Source organism: Neobacillus camarae (genome assembly GCF_054950115.1).
Genome location: NZ_JBUCKX010000001.1, coordinates 778,269 through 793,175 on the forward strand (window position 1 = coordinate 778,269; position 14,907 = coordinate 793,175).

Annotated in this window: 18 protein-coding genes; 15 read left to right on the top strand and 3 right to left on the bottom strand. The window is 40.1% G+C overall.

The annotated features are described in order from the left end of the window. Positions 1 to 151: 151 nt before the first annotated feature. From cyoE to ACY8D0_RS03810, 7 genes are all read left to right on the top strand, one after another. A complete protein-coding gene (gene cyoE / locus ACY8D0_RS03780) occupies positions 152 to 1,087 on the top strand; it encodes a heme o synthase (RefSeq protein ID WP_462409150.1) in 936 nt (311 codons plus the stop codon). Between the two features lie 177 nt (positions 1,088 to 1,264). Further along, positions 1,265 to 2,323: a cytochrome c oxidase subunit II gene (gene coxB / locus ACY8D0_RS03785; protein WP_462409151.1), complete on the top strand. Its 1,059-nt coding sequence runs from the start codon at positions 1,265 to 1,267 to the stop codon at positions 2,321 to 2,323. A gap of 29 nt (positions 2,324 to 2,352) precedes the next feature. Further along, entirely contained in the window at positions 2,353 to 4,221 is a 1,869-nt protein-coding gene (gene ctaD / locus ACY8D0_RS03790) for a cytochrome c oxidase subunit I (RefSeq protein ID WP_462409152.1), read from the top strand. Continuing rightward, positions 4,221 to 4,847 carry a cytochrome (ubi)quinol oxidase subunit III gene (locus ACY8D0_RS03795; RefSeq protein ID WP_462409153.1) on the top strand — a complete coding sequence of 209 codons (627 nt, stop codon included), beginning with the start codon at positions 4,221 to 4,223 and terminating at the stop codon, positions 4,845 to 4,847. The genes ctaD and ACY8D0_RS03795 overlap by 1 nt, the downstream gene beginning before the upstream one ends. A gap of 4 nt (positions 4,848 to 4,851) precedes the next feature. Next, entirely contained in the window at positions 4,852 to 5,184 is a 333-nt protein-coding gene (gene ctaF, locus ACY8D0_RS03800) for a cytochrome c oxidase subunit IVB (RefSeq protein WP_462409154.1), read from the top strand. Positions 5,185 to 5,321: 137 nt separating this feature from the next. Further along, a complete protein-coding gene (gene ctaG, locus ACY8D0_RS03805; protein ID WP_462409155.1) occupies positions 5,322 to 6,227 on the top strand; it encodes a cytochrome c oxidase assembly factor CtaG in 906 nt (301 codons plus the stop codon). 153 nt (positions 6,228 to 6,380) lie between these two features. Beyond that, positions 6,381 to 6,845: a DUF420 domain-containing protein gene (locus ACY8D0_RS03810; RefSeq protein WP_462409156.1), complete on the top strand. Its 465-nt coding sequence runs from the start codon at positions 6,381 to 6,383 to the stop codon at positions 6,843 to 6,845. A 51-nt stretch (positions 6,846 to 6,896) separates the two neighbouring features. On the opposite strand, the gene ACY8D0_RS03815 is transcribed toward ACY8D0_RS03810, so the two are convergent. Then, the gene (locus tag ACY8D0_RS03815; RefSeq protein ID WP_462409157.1) at positions 6,897 to 7,256 is read right to left on the bottom strand and encodes a YugN family protein; all 360 of its coding nucleotides are present in this window, start codon (positions 7,254 to 7,256) and stop codon (positions 6,897 to 6,899) included. 419 nt (positions 7,257 to 7,675) lie between these two features. On the opposite strand from ACY8D0_RS03815, the gene ACY8D0_RS03820 reads away from it, so the two are divergent. Further along, positions 7,676 to 8,680, top strand: coding sequence for a CAP domain-containing protein (locus ACY8D0_RS03820; protein WP_462409158.1), 1,005 nt, complete (start codon positions 7,676 to 7,678; stop codon positions 8,678 to 8,680). A gap of 48 nt (positions 8,681 to 8,728) precedes the next feature. Here ACY8D0_RS03820 and ACY8D0_RS03825 read toward each other — a convergent pair whose 3' ends face one another. After that, a complete protein-coding gene (locus ACY8D0_RS03825) occupies positions 8,729 to 9,211 on the bottom strand; it encodes a PaaI family thioesterase (RefSeq protein WP_462409159.1) in 483 nt (160 codons plus the stop codon). Between the two features lie 153 nt (positions 9,212 to 9,364). On the opposite strand from ACY8D0_RS03825, the gene ACY8D0_RS03830 reads away from it, so the two are divergent. The 6 genes from ACY8D0_RS03830 (at position 9,365) to coaD (ending at position 12,689) form a co-directional block, all read left to right on the top strand. Further along, positions 9,365 to 9,778 carry a YlbD family protein gene (locus ACY8D0_RS03830; protein WP_462409160.1) on the top strand — a complete coding sequence of 138 codons (414 nt, stop codon included), beginning with the start codon at positions 9,365 to 9,367 and terminating at the stop codon, positions 9,776 to 9,778. A gap of 18 nt (positions 9,779 to 9,796) precedes the next feature. After that, a complete protein-coding gene (locus ACY8D0_RS03835) occupies positions 9,797 to 10,042 on the top strand; it encodes a YlbE-like family protein (protein ID WP_462409161.1) in 246 nt (81 codons plus the stop codon). A gap of 160 nt (positions 10,043 to 10,202) precedes the next feature. Further along, entirely contained in the window at positions 10,203 to 10,643 is a 441-nt protein-coding gene (locus ACY8D0_RS03840) for a YlbF/YmcA family competence regulator (RefSeq protein WP_462409162.1), read from the top strand. 107 nt (positions 10,644 to 10,750) lie between these two features. Continuing rightward, complete coding sequence (locus ACY8D0_RS03845; RefSeq protein ID WP_462409163.1) at positions 10,751 to 11,026, top strand: YlbG family protein; 276 nt, start codon at positions 10,751 to 10,753, stop codon at positions 11,024 to 11,026. A 604-nt stretch (positions 11,027 to 11,630) separates the two neighbouring features. Then, complete coding sequence (gene rsmD, locus ACY8D0_RS03850; protein ID WP_462409164.1) at positions 11,631 to 12,191, top strand: 16S rRNA (guanine(966)-N(2))-methyltransferase RsmD; 561 nt, start codon at positions 11,631 to 11,633, stop codon at positions 12,189 to 12,191. 12 nt (positions 12,192 to 12,203) lie between these two features. Further along, complete coding sequence (gene coaD, locus ACY8D0_RS03855; RefSeq protein WP_462409165.1) at positions 12,204 to 12,689, top strand: pantetheine-phosphate adenylyltransferase; 486 nt, start codon at positions 12,204 to 12,206, stop codon at positions 12,687 to 12,689. Positions 12,690 to 12,708: 19 nt separating this feature from the next. On the opposite strand, the gene ylbJ is transcribed toward coaD, so the two are convergent. Further along, on the bottom strand, positions 12,709 to 13,929 hold the full coding sequence (ylbJ, locus tag ACY8D0_RS03860) for a sporulation integral membrane protein YlbJ (RefSeq protein WP_462409166.1): 1,221 nt from the start codon (positions 13,927 to 13,929) through the stop codon (positions 12,709 to 12,711). Between the two features lie 191 nt (positions 13,930 to 14,120). Between ylbJ and ACY8D0_RS03865 the strand changes: the two genes are divergently transcribed. Continuing rightward, positions 14,121 to 14,900 carry a patatin-like phospholipase family protein gene (locus ACY8D0_RS03865; RefSeq protein ID WP_462409167.1) on the top strand — a complete coding sequence of 260 codons (780 nt, stop codon included), beginning with the start codon at positions 14,121 to 14,123 and terminating at the stop codon, positions 14,898 to 14,900. Positions 14,901 to 14,907: the final 7 nt, after the last annotated feature.

The following is a 14,907-nucleotide window of genomic DNA, read 5'->3' on the forward strand; positions in this document are numbered from 1 at the left end:
AGTTATTGCGCAAATAAAGTGCTTTGCCTTGTTTATTTGAAGAAGTCAAATTTCTTCTGAGTATAATCATGAAATAGAAGAGAATGAGGAAACTAACTATGATATCCTATGGTTTAGCATAAAGCGCTATTAGGAATTAGGAGGAAAGAATATGTCCAACTCAAAGGCCTATGGAGATGCCGCAATTGAAAGTGGTGCAGCAAGCCTGGAATCAGGGACTAAGACTTCGGTGTGGAAAGATTTTATGGCACTAATTAAGATTGGTATCGTGAATTCTAACCTTATCACCACGTTTACAGGACTTTGGCTTGCTCTTCATTTTTCAGGTCAAAGCTTTCTTGATAATTTAGACATTGTGTTTTTTGCTGTAGCGGGATCGTCTCTGATTATTGCTGGTTCATGCGCAATTAATAATTATGTTGACCGTGATATCGACCATTTAATGGAGCGCACGAAGACCAGACCTACAGTGACAGGTAAAATAATGCCTGGTAAAGTTTTGGTGCTTGGTATCCTCTTTATAGGAATAGGTACATTATTTTTATCGTTTACAACTGTAACTGCAACGGTGATAGGACTGCTTGGAGTTTTTAGTTATGTTGTTTTATATACGATGTGGTCTAAACGTCAATTAGTCTCTAATACGATAATTGGCAGTATTTCAGGAGCAGTTCCTCCGCTTATTGGGTGGGCGGCAGTGGATGCCAATTTAGATGTTATGGCATGGTCATTGTTTGTGCTGATGTTTGTTTGGCAGCCACCTCATTTTTATGCGTTAGCTATGCGTCGCGTAAAAGAATATAAAGCGGCAGGAATCCCGATGCTTCCAGTTGTCAAGGGATTTAAAACCACAAAAATTCACATATTGATATGGGTGGCAGCCTTGTTGCCAATACCGTTTTTTCTTACAAAGTTAGGAATCCCATTTCTGATTCTGGCGAGCGTTTTAAATATCGGCTGGCTAGTATTGGGGATTTATGGATATAAAATCAAAGATGATATTAAGTGGGCAAAGCTAATGTTTGTTTATTCGTTGCAATATTTAACCATTATCTTTACAGCGATGGTCATTGTTACATTAATTTAGTTTTGTTTGCTTAACCTATGATTCACACCAATTCATAACAACCGGGAGGGAGGCAGTTGGGGTGCCTGTAAATGGGGTGCTGTCAATTTCCGGTTGTCATGGATAAGCACTATACTACATACATCTTTGATTTATCTATAGTTTGAATTTAAAAGCGAAAGAGGGGTTTGATTGAGCATGAAAAGGCTTGCAAAGTGGCGTTTGATCTCTATTCTTGCGATTTTAACGCTAGTACTCTCCGGATGTGGCGAACCGTTCCTTTCCGCGTTGAAGCCTGCCGGTGAAGTTGCAGACACGCAATACGATTTAATGAAGTTAAGTACCTTCATTATGGTTGGAGTAATTCTTGTGGTTGTCATTATTTTCGTCCTTGTCTTTTTACGGTTTAGAAGAAAAGATGATTCGATTCCAAAACAAGTAGAAGGAAGCCACAAGCTGGAAATTATTTGGACAGTCATTCCGATTTTGTTACTGTTAGTCCTTGCTGTTCCAACAGTGGCAGCTACGTTTAAATTGGCTGATGTTGACCAAATGGATAAGAAAAATTCCAAAGCATTGGTCATTAATGTGCGTTCCCATTTATACTGGTGGGATTTTGAATATCCTAACCAAAAGGTTGTAACTGCACAAGAATTGGTGGTCCCGACTGACGAGAAAGTTTATTTTAATTTAAAATCCTTGGACGTAAAACACTCGTTCTGGATTCCGGCAGTGGGCGGTAAAATGGATACGAATACAGACAATGAAAACAAGTTTTGGCTGGAGTTTGACTCAAAAAGATCAAATGAGGCCGGCAATCTTTTCTACGGTAAATGTGCAGAGCTTTGCGGTCCGTCCCATGCACTAATGGACTTTAAAGTAAAGGCACTTAGCCGGGATGATTTTAATTCATGGGTAAAATCCATGCAGAACGTAAAAGAACCGCAAAAAGCTGATACTGATCTAGCCGCACAGGGCCAAGAGATTTTCAATAAAAGCTGTATTGGCTGCCACGCGGTCACACCTTCAAATCAAATGCCTGCTACAGCACGACAGGCTCCAAATTTAACGAACTTTGGAGATCGGTCACGTGTCGCCGGTATTTTAGATCACAATAAAGAAGAGTTGAAAAATTGGATCCGCGATCCAGAGAAATATAAGCCGGGTAATATGATGACCAACAAATATCCAGAAATGTCAGAAGAGCAGCTTGATGCACTGGCCGAATATTTGATGGGCTTAAAAGTTCAGCAATAAAGGGAATTGGTTAAAAGGGAGGTAAAATCGTGAGTACCTACGCTCAAAAAAAGGGGTTTGGTGCGACTGTATGGGACTATTTGACAACTGTCGACCATAAAAAAATCGCCATCCTCTATCTATTGGCAGGCGGATTCTTCTTCGTAGTCGGTGGACTAGAAGCAGTCTTTATCCGTATCCAGCTTGCGGTGCCAAACAATGATTTTGTCAGTGCCGGAGCTTTTAATGAAATCATCACAATGCATGGAACAACAATGATTTTCTTGGCAGCGATGCCAATCCTGTTTGGCTTCATGAATGCGGTTATGCCACTGCAGATTGGTGCGCGTGACGTTGCCTTTCCGTTTGTGAACGCTTTAGGATTTTGGTTATTCTTTTTCGGAGGCGTATTCCTAAACCTTTCTTGGTTTATGGGTGGAGCGCCTGACGCTGGATGGACTTCATATGCCTCTCTAGCCATCCATTCAAAGGGACATGGTATTGATTTTTATGTATTGGGGTTACAGATTTCAGGTCTTGGGACATTAATCGGTGGTATTAACTTCCTGGTAACCATTATTAATATGCGTGCTCCTGGAATGACGTACATGAGGATGCCGCTATTCACTTGGACTACTTTTGTAGCTTCTGCCTTGATTCTGTTCGCATTCCCGCCGTTAACTGTAGGTCTTGTCTTAATGATGTTTGACCGTATGTTCGGCTCTAATTTCTTTGTGGTGGCAAATGGCGGTAACACCGTTATTTGGGAGCATTTATTCTGGATTTTCGGTCACCCTGAGGTATATATTTTGGTGCTTCCGGCATTCGGTATTTTCTCGGAAATTTTCTCAACATTCTCGAGAAAACGTTTATTCGGATATTCGTCCATGGTATTTGCAACTGTATTGATCGGTTTCTTGGGCTTCATGGTTTGGGCTCACCATATGTTTACAACCGGATTGGGTCCGGTTGCTAATGCGATTTTTGCTGTTGCGACGATGGCCATCGGTGTACCTACTGGTATTAAAATCTTTAACTGGTTGTTTACTATGTGGGGTGGAAGTGTTAAATTTACGGCTCCAATGCACTGGGCATTTGCCTTTATTCCATCTTTCATCATGGGTGGGGTAACCGGGGTCATGTTGGCATCTGCCGCAGCTGACTACCAGTACCATGACACGTACTTTGTAGTAGCTCACTTCCACTATGTTATTGTTGGTGGTGTTGTATTCTCCATTTTTGCAGGAGTTCAGTATTGGTGGCCAAAAATCTTCGGTACGATGTTAAATGAAACACTTGGTAAAATTACTTTCTGGCTATTCTTTATTGGCTTCCACATGACATTCTTTATTCAACACTTTCTTGGCCTATGGGGCATGCCTCGCCGGGTGTTTACGTATCTTCCAGGCCAAGGTTTTGATACAGCCAATATGATTAGCTCGATTGGCGCCCTGTTTATGTCACTGGGAGTTATCGTATTACTGATTAATGTCATTGTGACGTCTGTTAAAAATGTTAAAGTCGGCGATGATCCATGGGGTGACGGACGGACACTTGAATGGGCAATCCCTTCACCGCCCCCATTCTATAACTTTAAACAGCTTCCGCTTGTGCGTGGATTGGATGCTTTATGGATTGAAAAAATGGAAGGCAAGAAAGGCATGACACCTGCTGAACCACTTGGGGATATCCATATGCCAAACGCTTCATTCCTGCCTTTCACTATGGCATTAGGTCTATTTATTGCCGCATTTGGTGCTTTACACAATGGCGAAACTTCATGGGCAATACCGGTTATCATTATTGGTTTATTGGTAACATTCGGATCCATGCTGCTACGTTCAGTGAAAGATGACCATGGATTCCATATCCATAAAGAGGAATTAGTCGATGACAACGATAAGGGGGTTAAGGCATAATGCACGCTGAAGATAAATTAACGTATGAAACATGGCCTGCAGAGCCGGAGAGATCCACCCTTGAAGCAAAAAATAAATTCCTGGGGTTTTGGTTATTCTTAGGGGGAGAGACGGTTCTTTTCTCCTCTCTCTTCGCCACATACCTTGCCTTAAAGGATAAAGTCCCTGATTCAAGCATGCCTTTGGCAAAAGAATTATTTGAATTGCCATTAACCTTTGTGGCGACAATGCTATTGTTAACCAGTTCATTAACCAGCGTTTATGCCATTTATCAAATGAAGAACTTTAACTCTAAGAAAATGATGCTATGGTTTGGAATTACGGCTTTATTGGGAGCAGGATTCCTCGGATTAGAGGTATTTGAGTTTTCAAACTATGTTCATGAAGGCCATAAATTTACCAGCAGCGCATTCGGTTCTGCCTTTTATACGCTTGTGGGATTTCATGGAGGACACGTTGCTTTCGGTTTAATGTGGTGCTTATCGTTGATGATTCGCAACGCAAAGCGAGGATTAAACCTCTATAACGCTCCAAAATTTTATGTTTTCAGTTTGTATTGGCACTTTATTGACGTTGTTTGGGTGTTTATCTTTTCCGTAGTCTATTTAATGGGAATGGTGGGATGATCTGATGGCAAATCAACAAACAAATTCAGGGAATCCAAGAGTTGATCTGGAATATCGCCGCCGGAAAAGTGCTGAAGAAATGCGGTATCAGGTAGTATCGTTCTCCTTAATGATCTTCCTGACATTAGTGGCGTTTGCGGCTGTAGCCATGAAGGGATCTGCTTGGTTTAGTGTACCGTTTATTGCTCTATTGGCTTTCGTTCAAGTAGTTTTTCAACTTTATTACTTTATGCATATGAGCCACAAGGGTCATGAGGCTCCTTCGTTATTCTTGTATTCAGGGTTATTAGTTGGATTAATAACCGTACTGACTTTTATGACGATTATATGGTGGTAGAAACAAAGGCTGTCTTGAAGGGGTTCCAAACCCCTTAAGACAGCCTTTAGTTTGGAAAGGTTCATTTCTTTGATTATCAATTTTGCCAAGGGTATAATAAATCCAATGGATTCTTTCTATAATTGAGGTGAAATTCGGTGCTTATATTTGATATTTTTAGTTTTAAAGCACTTTGGAGCCCATACTTTTTGCTGACTCTTGTCGCCATTACGATTGCCTATTTTTTGGTTACAGTAAAATTCAGGACAATGTTCAAGGATAGCGAGCCCTTAACATCACAACAAGCAAGCTTGTTTTTGACGGCGATGGTTTTTTTATATGCCATTAAAGGTTCACCACTTGATTTAATGGGGCATCTAATGTTTTATATCCACGCGATTACGATGGTTTTATTAGTATTTTTAGTTCCGCCTATTTTTATTTTGTCGATACCCCCTTGGCTTTGGAGAAACTTCCTGAAATTGAAGCCAGTTCATTCATGTTTTCATTTGTTTACAAAACCGGTTGTTGCTGTATTAACGTTTAATGGACTATTTTCTTTTTATCATGTTCCCATTATTTTTGATCATGTAATGCAAAATCGGTTTTATCATGGAGGCTATCAGATTCTCTTATTTATAGCTGCCATATGGTTATGGTGGTTGTTAATTGCACCGCTTCCTGAGGAACAAAACCTAAGCGGAATTAAAAAGGTTGCCTATATCTTTATTAATGGTATCTTATTAACGCCTTCGTGCGCTTTGATTATCTTTGCGGATAATCCACTATATGCAACGTACTATGACCCGCATGTTTGGGGAAAAGTGATGAGCTTATGTGTAGGGACTGAAGCATTTTCCAATTTAAATTTAAGCGGACCCGAGATATTCAGTTCAATGCCGCTTATTTATGATCAACGGCTGGGCGGGACTGTCATGAAAATCATCCAAGAAGTCATTTATTCCGTCATCTTGGCAAAAGTATTTTTTGAATGGTACCGCAAAGACCAGGAAGAGTCTGAACTCAGCTTAAAACAGCCAGTCGATCCTAGACCTATTGAATAGACTCCCATGTTTTTTGGGAGTCTCTTTTATTGCCAGACTGGTTTCTTCTAAGCAAGGATGGATACTGTTATTTTTTCTTGACAGCTCTTATTTGAAAAAGAATGAAAACTACATTAAAATTATTTTAGAATATATGTAAAGAGAGGAAATGAAATGGATTCCATACCAGTTTTACCAACGATTAGCACCTCATTTATTGTACTAAGTGCCTTAACGGTAGCGATTGGCTGGGGGCAAATTAAGCAGAAGAAAATACAGGCCCATCAAAAAACTATGCTTGTGGCCGCTGTTTTTGCTCTTATCTTTTTCATTATTTATGCTACAAGAACTGTTTTTATTGGTAATACATCGTTTGGCGGTCCGGATACGGTAAAAATATACTACACGGTCTTTTTGGTTTTTCATATTACGCTGGCAACTGTTGGAGCGGTGTTAGGGATTATGTCCTTATTCTCAGGTTACAAGAATAACCTTTCATTCCATCGCAAGCTTGGGCCGATTACTAGTATTGTTTGGTTTTGCACAGCCATTACGGGTGTAGCTGTTTATCTTTTGTTATATGTGTTTTATCATGGGGGACAAACGACATCCCTTATAAAGGCGATTTTAGGTTTTTAACCAGAAAGTCAAAAGAAGACGCATGAAACAAATTCATGCGTCTTCTTCCTATTATAATGCAAATTGGCTAATGTCGTTTTTTACGTCTTCAATGAGTTTTTTACATTGATTAACAAGTGAATTTGGGAAGTTTTCCCCTTCACCGTACTCCACACCATGTGGATAATAATGCTTTCCTACTAATGGGGTCATCAATTTAATGACCGCCTTGAAGGTATCCACATCCCCTTCAACAGCATACCCCTGAATGCGGAGATAAAATACCCCTTCTCTTAATTCAAACTTGCGATCGTATGTAACCCGCTCATAATCCCATTGTCCCGCACGGACTAAACCATGTTTGACCATTACATCGTCTAACCGGTTAAGCTCCGCTTTTAGGTTCTCAATTCCTGTGTTTTCAAATCTCATTATTGTTCCCTCCTAAAACAAGCCATACCCCTGTGTTTTATTAGTTTAACAGCATGTTTCCATTCATTTTAATAATAGATGAAAATGATTCAACTTGCAATGAGGATACATCGAATAAATCACCCGTTGTTCAATAGTGAGTGGAAAAAGTAATGATATTAAAATACTGCAGGAATTATTATTAGGAAAATAAGTTTTTTTAAACGATTGCCATTCTTAGCTGGTATATTTTACTCCTATTAGTTTACAGACATTTATCACAATCGTTATGTCTTCTTAACTTTAAAATGATATAATTATTTTAATATGTAATATAATCATAGTATGAGAAATAGAGAGGGTGGCAGCCTCTGAAAGCATTATTTAGAATATTAATACTTGCAGCTGTTATTTTATCGATCTGGTTTTATACCGGAATCATGGAAAATAACCAGGATAAAGTACTAATAAAAGAAGATCACCTTGAGGAAATGGATCAGTCATCACTTAATCATCCTGAAAATAGTACTACTAGTAAACCAGCTTCGGAACGGCCTAATCAGGGCTTGTCCTTGTTAATAGGAAAAGATTTTCCCGAGGTAGAGATGGAACTAGGAGAGCCGCAGCGGATTGATGAAACATTGTATGGCTATCAGTGGTATATTTATAATCTGGACTATAAACGATATTTGCAGGTGGGGGTAGCGAATAACAAAGTAGTCACGGTATATGCCATCGGGAAGAACTTGGATGTGTCACCGTTTGAAATAGGGCAGTCGGTAGAGGAAATTTTTAACACGCAGTATATTGATACGAACTTGAATATAGAGTTAAATGGTAATAATTATCGCTTTGAACTGAACGATACCGACCTTAATCTGCGTCCGGTTGTCCAATTGGGCAATATATATGTGCAGCTTTACATCGATAAATTTACTGGCAGCCTCTCAAGTGTTCGTTTTCTGGATGCCGAAACCTTAATCAAGCAGCGGCCATATGAACTTGTTTATAGTGGTGAATTAATTGAACCCCAAGAACCAAGTGAAGAGTTATGGCAGGCAATTGAGGGTGGGGCAGAACAGGAAATTTTTGATATCACCAATGTGCTGCGGAGCCGTAATAATTTGAAGCCGGTTAAATGGGATGCAGCGACAGCATCCGTTGCGTATGGACATAGCAAAGATATGGCAGAAAACAATGATTTCTCACAAACTTCAAAAAAGTTTGGGAGCCTTACCGATCGTTTAAATAAAGAAAAGGTGCCCTTTCAATCAGCAGGAGAAAATATTGCAGCTAATTATGCCGATGGACCCGCTTCAGTTGAGGGATGGATAAACAGCAAAAGCCATAGGGATACGCTGCTAAGTAAGGATTTTACTCACTTGGGTGTCGGGGTGTTTAAAAAATATTACACGCAAGACTTTATTCAAAAAGAAGAGGAATAAACAATGTGGCTGTTTCATAGGGGTGCTAATGAAACAGCCTTTTATATGTCATTTATTCACGACAAAAAATGTCCCTGTCGCATGGGCAATTTTTTTTCCATCACTTCGAAATACATCCCCTTCAACCACCATGGTTTTCGTGCCTTTATGGATGATTTTCGCTTTACCGTTCAGGAAATCTCCCCCGCCTGGAGCAATATAATGAATATTCAGCTGGTTTGTTACAGCACCATAGCCCTCCGGAAGCTGATAATTGGCTAACGACCCCATTACCGTATCCAGTAACGTGGCTGTAATCCCCCCGTGGACAATTTTCAAGTTATTGTTAAGGACGGGATTGACTGGTATTGTGATTTCACAGCTTTCTTTGCTGAAGTGGCTTTCCATATGCAAGAGATCGGCAATATAAACCTCTCTCTGTTTATTAATTTTTTTTTGTATTCCTTCCAACAAATATTGAATCGCCTCCAAGTCGGATGGTGATCCATCTTCCATACATGTTTCTAGCAGCTGTCGTAATTCGTCCTTCATTCTTCTTACCTCTTTCATAAACATATCTACAAGTCATCTTACCACTTTCCTCATTTTTAATAAAATATTGGCATCCGTTTTCATGCGTTTCACACTTTTTTATTTTTTACATATTTTAAAAATGGGATCATTATGGGCAGAGGTGAAAAAAAGATGACACAAAAAAAATTGCACCCTTCCGTCTTGAAATTTAAAGAATTTGTGAAAAACAACCCAAAACTTATACAAGAGGTTAGAAAAGGAAGAGCCACTTGGCAGGAATTATATGAAGATTGGTATCTTTTAGGGGAAGAGGATAAGCGCTGGGAATCAGTAGGTTCACAAGCTCCCTTGGAAAACGAGAAAACGGAAGAAAACGGGGTTAAAGGCGAATTTTTGTCAAATGTTATTGGAAAGGTAAAAAATATGGATCCGAATCAATTGCAGGCCCACCTTGCCAATGTAAGCCAAGCGTTGGGGGCGATTCAAGGGCTGATTTCACAATTTCAAGGAAGTACTCCCCCTTCGTCAGGGCAAGGAAATCCTCCTGCGGGGCCAAAACATCCGTTTTCATTTAGACAAGATTAAGGCAGGTGGTCAGGCAAAATGAGAAGAGATGTACTAGAATACATTGAAAGACAAAAAGACTTAAAGAAATTCTTGCGGGAGCAACCCTCCTGGTACCGGAAATTATCCAGGAATCCATATGATATACAGTCTTTTGAAATAGCTTCGTTACATTATTTTAAAAGGACAATTCCTCACCAAGTGGAGAAGTTCTCCAACGGAGTAGTAATGGCTTCCATGATGTATTCGATGTTTCAAGCAATGAATAACGGCCCTCAAACATAAGTAGCGGCCTTTTTTTTATGGGCATAGATAGGCAAAGCCATAATGATATATTGAAAATATATGAACAGGACTCAAGGAGGATGGTAAATATCCCTAACGAAAAGCAATCTTTCGCTTTCTCCAAGGTTTCATGGTAAAATGGCATTGGAGGTGGGCGTTTGTGCTTGCTACATTAGAACGAATTCGATTACTGGAAAATGCGGAAGAACTCGCAAAGATGATTCTAGAATCAGATCTTGCGGAACAATATCGCACCTGTATATATAGAATGCAAAACAATCCTGAATCGCAAAGGAAAATTAACCAATTCGTAAAGATGAAAGATCTTTATGAGGAGGTTCAGCGATTTGGCAAATACCATCCGGACTATAAACGGGTCATGATGAAAATCCGTGAATACAAACGGGAAATGGATTTGGATCCGCTTGTAGCAGAGTTTAAATTGGCTGAAAATGACCTCCAGCGTCTTTTGGACGAAATCAGCATTCTGGTGGGCGGAGCCGTTTCTGAACAAATAAAAGTGCCAACAGGCAGTCCGTTTTTTGACACAGGTCATGGAAGCGGCTGTGGAAATGGCGGAAGCTGCGGGTGCAGCGCATAAAAAAATCAGCTTATCTAGCTGATTTTTTTATGTTTAAATTGAAAATGACCTCTTTGTTTGCTATCCTTAACTTTAAATGATGGTGATAGCCGAAGGGGAAAAAAGATATGTTCACACAAAGACAAGGATTGGTCGTTTGGCTTTACTCATTGAAACAAGCCAAAATGCTTAGGCGTTTTGGAAATGTCCATTATGTTTCCAAAAAACTTAAATATGTTGTTTTGTATTGCAATCAAGAAGATATAGAAGGGATTATAGATAAATTAAATAACTTTTCATTTGTGAAAAAGGTTGAACCCTCCTATAAACCATTCCTTAAAATGGAATTTGAGAACTCTGCACCCGACAAAGCGAAAGAATATGACTATAAGATGGGTATATAAAAAGGTGAGGAAACTTCCTCACCTTTTATTATGCAAAGCGCAAGCGGCCTGATCAGCGCCGTATGGTTTCCTCAGAATAGCTATCGCTTTTCTTTTGTGCGATGCTTATGCTTTCGAAGCCTTCCATGTGAAGCCTCTCCAACTGAGATAAAGGAAACACGAAGAGCCGGAGGCGCATTCTTGCTTGACTTATTTAACGCAGGGCGTAGAGTGAAGCACTAAGCGCTGGAGCTAGACTATTCTCAAAGTTGAAAATTCCATACTTTTTAAGAAAAAAACCCTGCAGAAAAACTTCTGCAGGGTTCCTTCCAAATCCTCATTAAGGATAGAAGGCAAAGGGAGAGGAGAAACCGGAGGAAGAACTTATGGGGAAACGTAAGTCTTCTCCGCGGTTGGCAACAACATCCTCGAATTGATGTTGTTACTTACATTATTTCCATAAGCCAGAAGCTTATACGTAGTTTGAAAAAAATTGCCTTTAAAAATAAATACCCATACTCCAAATGACCCATGCCTCAAATGACAGCATGAAATTTGTCACTTTTTGAAAACTTATGATAGGATGGATTATGAAATGAATACATAAAAATGTGGTGATAGTTTCGTGCGTGTGGTAGCAGGCATTTGTAAAGGAAGACCCCTGAAAGCAGTACCCGGCAATACAACAAGGCCAACGACTGATAAAGTAAAAGAAGCGATCTTTAATATGATTGGTCCCTATTTTGAAGGCGGGATGGGATTAGACCTTTTTGCCGGCAGTGGAGGATTGGGAATAGAAGCCCTGAGCAGAGGCTTAGAGCGTGTCATATTCATCGACCGTGATGCAAAAGCTATTTCTATCATCCACGAGAATATAAAAAACTGCCGATTTGAAGAAAAAGCTGAAGTTTTTCGAAATGATGCGGATCGTGCCATCAAAGCCATTATCAAGCGTGATATCCGGTTTGATTTTGTCTTTTTAGACCCGCCTTATAAAAGACAACAGCTGGTTCAGCTGATGGAGAAAATGGCGGAACAAAACTTAGTGAATCCTAATGGGATTATTGTTTGTGAACATGGTACCGATGTAAAATTACCCGAAATAGTAGAATCATTTACACAAATTAAACAGGAACAATATGGAATTACGGCAGTAACTATATTTTCTCATTTAAACACGGAGTAGGGGGGAATCAATTTGGCTAGTATAGCCGTTTGCCCAGGCAGTTTTGACCCGATTACATATGGCCATCTCGATATTATCCGAAGAGGGTCCAAAGTTTTCGAAAAGGTTTATGTGGTATTATTAAACAATTCAGCAAAAAATCCATTATTTACGGTGGAAGAGCGAATTCATCTGATTCAAGAAGCAACCAAGGATATTCCAAACGTTTCGGTGGATACCTTTTCCGGCTTGCTCGTTGATTATGCCAAAAGTGTCAATGCAACCGCGATACTTCGAGGCTTAAGAGCTGTATCAGACTTCGAATATGAGATGCAGATTACCTCCATGAACCGATTTCTCAACAATGATATCGAGACGTTTTTTATGATGACGAATAATCAATATTCTTTTCTGAGTTCCAGTATTGTAAAGGAAGCTGCTAAATACAACGGAAGAATAACAGAGCTCGTGCCACCGATTGTCGAGATAGAACTGCGGAAAAAGTTCCAGAGTGTATAGAAAAAGCTAGGCGGTCAGCCTAGCTTTTTTTCACATTTTGGTTTCTAATTTGGATAAACAGATAAAGTACGTAAAAGGAAAGGGACAAAATGGTAATCAAAGGACCCGCTTCTGCCATCCGTTGATATACATCTTGCGAAAGTGTTCCGTCACCAAATACCGGCAATGCATGAGAGGGCTGTTCATGACCATTGAACTTGACATAAATGGGATTCCAAAATATCACCGTAAACAAGGCGGCAAAGACCCCTTGTAGAATCCTGGCGATAAAAAAAGGTTTGAACCGGATATCCGTTTGGGAAAGAATACTTCCCACCTGTGCTTGAACGCTAAACCCTCCAAATGCCAAAATAAAGCTTGTCAGTATGGATTGCTGCAGTAAAGTAGCTTCTTGAACTTCACTGGTCAGCTGGCTGCCCAGCGTGATTTCAAATAATCCTGAAATAAATGGAATGCTTAACATATCGGGGAAAGATAAGGCACCAAACAAAACCTCCACTACTTTTGCCAAGGCTGCGGTTATATGTAAATGATAGAGTAATTTATTAATAACGGAGAATAATATAATAAATCCACCCACCATTAACAAGGTCTGAAAAGAAGATTGCACCGCATCCCCGAGAAGTTTGCCAATCGGCCTGTTATCTTTAATTCTAGTTTGGTGCAAGGCTGAAAAAGCAGAACGGATATTGAACCTGCTGCCGCGCTTACTTTCCTCAGGAGTCTCCTTTCCATAAAACCGCATAATCAGTCCAACTGCAATGTTGCCTAAATAGTGGGCCAAAGCCAATAGAATACCCAGTTTTGGATTATTAAAGAATCCAACCGCAACAGCCCCGAAAATAAACAATGGATTGGAGGAGTTCGTAAAGGATACCAGCCGTTCAGCCTCAATTCGGGTTAAATGGCCTTCTTGGCGCATCCTGGCTGAAAATTTTGCTCCTGCCGGGTTCCCAGAAGCCCAGCCCATAGCCAAAACGAAACCACCGACACCAGGCACCTTAAATAAGGGTCTCATCAGTGGCTCCAACAAAACCCCGATAAATTTTACAACCCCAAATCCGATTAACAGTTCGGAGACAATAAAAAAAGGCAGTAAAGACGGAAACACAATTTCCCACCACATCTTGAGGCCGCGGATCGAAGCTTCCAGAGCTTCCTGCGGATAAGTAATAAGCGAAAGGGCCATTAAAGTTATGGTGAAGGCTAAAAAAATGGTTTTTAGTTTTGACCGAAACAATCTAGAGGCCTCCTTTGTAGAGGGATGTCTATACAATAAAGTATAATGGGTGGTAAGATAACGATAATTCCTTCCAAGATGCCTTGTCCTCATATAACATAAATATACTCATAGGACGTTATTTTAGACCATAAGAATGAACCAAGTTGGTTTGGGAAAATCAAATCGTGTATCAGCAGGAGGTATCGAATATGGAGCACCCTAAAATTGGCTTGGCACTTGGTTCCGGCGGTGCACGAGGGTTTGCTCATTTGGGTGTCATCAAAGTGTTAAAGGATGAAGGGATACCCATTGATTTAATTGCCGGCAGCAGTATGGGAGCCCTGGTAGCCAGTTTTTACGGGGCAGGCATAGACATGGACCGGTTATATAAACTTTCGGCCGCTTTTAAGCGCAAGTATTTTTTGGATTTTACAGTCCCAAGAATGGGGTTTATTACTGGAAAAAAACTGAAAGATTTTATTAGAATGTTTACTCAAGGGAAAAACATTGAAGATTTGTCTCTGCCGATTGGAATTGTTGCTACCGATTTAATGTCAGGGGAAAAGGTGGTTTTTAGGAAGGGGCCGGTGGCTGAGGCAGTAAGGGCAAGTGTGTCGATTCCAGGAATATTCGTCCCAGAAAAATACCAGGGACGAATTCTAGTGGATGGAGGGGTTTCAGACCGTGTTCCCATTTCGGTTGCCATGGAGATGGGGGCAGATATTGTGATTGCCGTGGATGTATCAAGAGTCAAACGAAATGCCGAGATTGCTTCTATTTATGATGTAATCATGCAAACCATTGACATCATGCAAACGGAAGTGATCTATTATCGGGAAATGACGGCCGATATCATGATCCGCCCGCCAGTGGAAAATTTCAGTTCGAAAGCCTTCACAAACATTGAAGAAATTATTAAAATCGGTGAGGAAGAAGCAAAAAAAAACATAGACCAAATTAAAAATGTTATTAATCAATGGAAGCGGTGACTTAAAG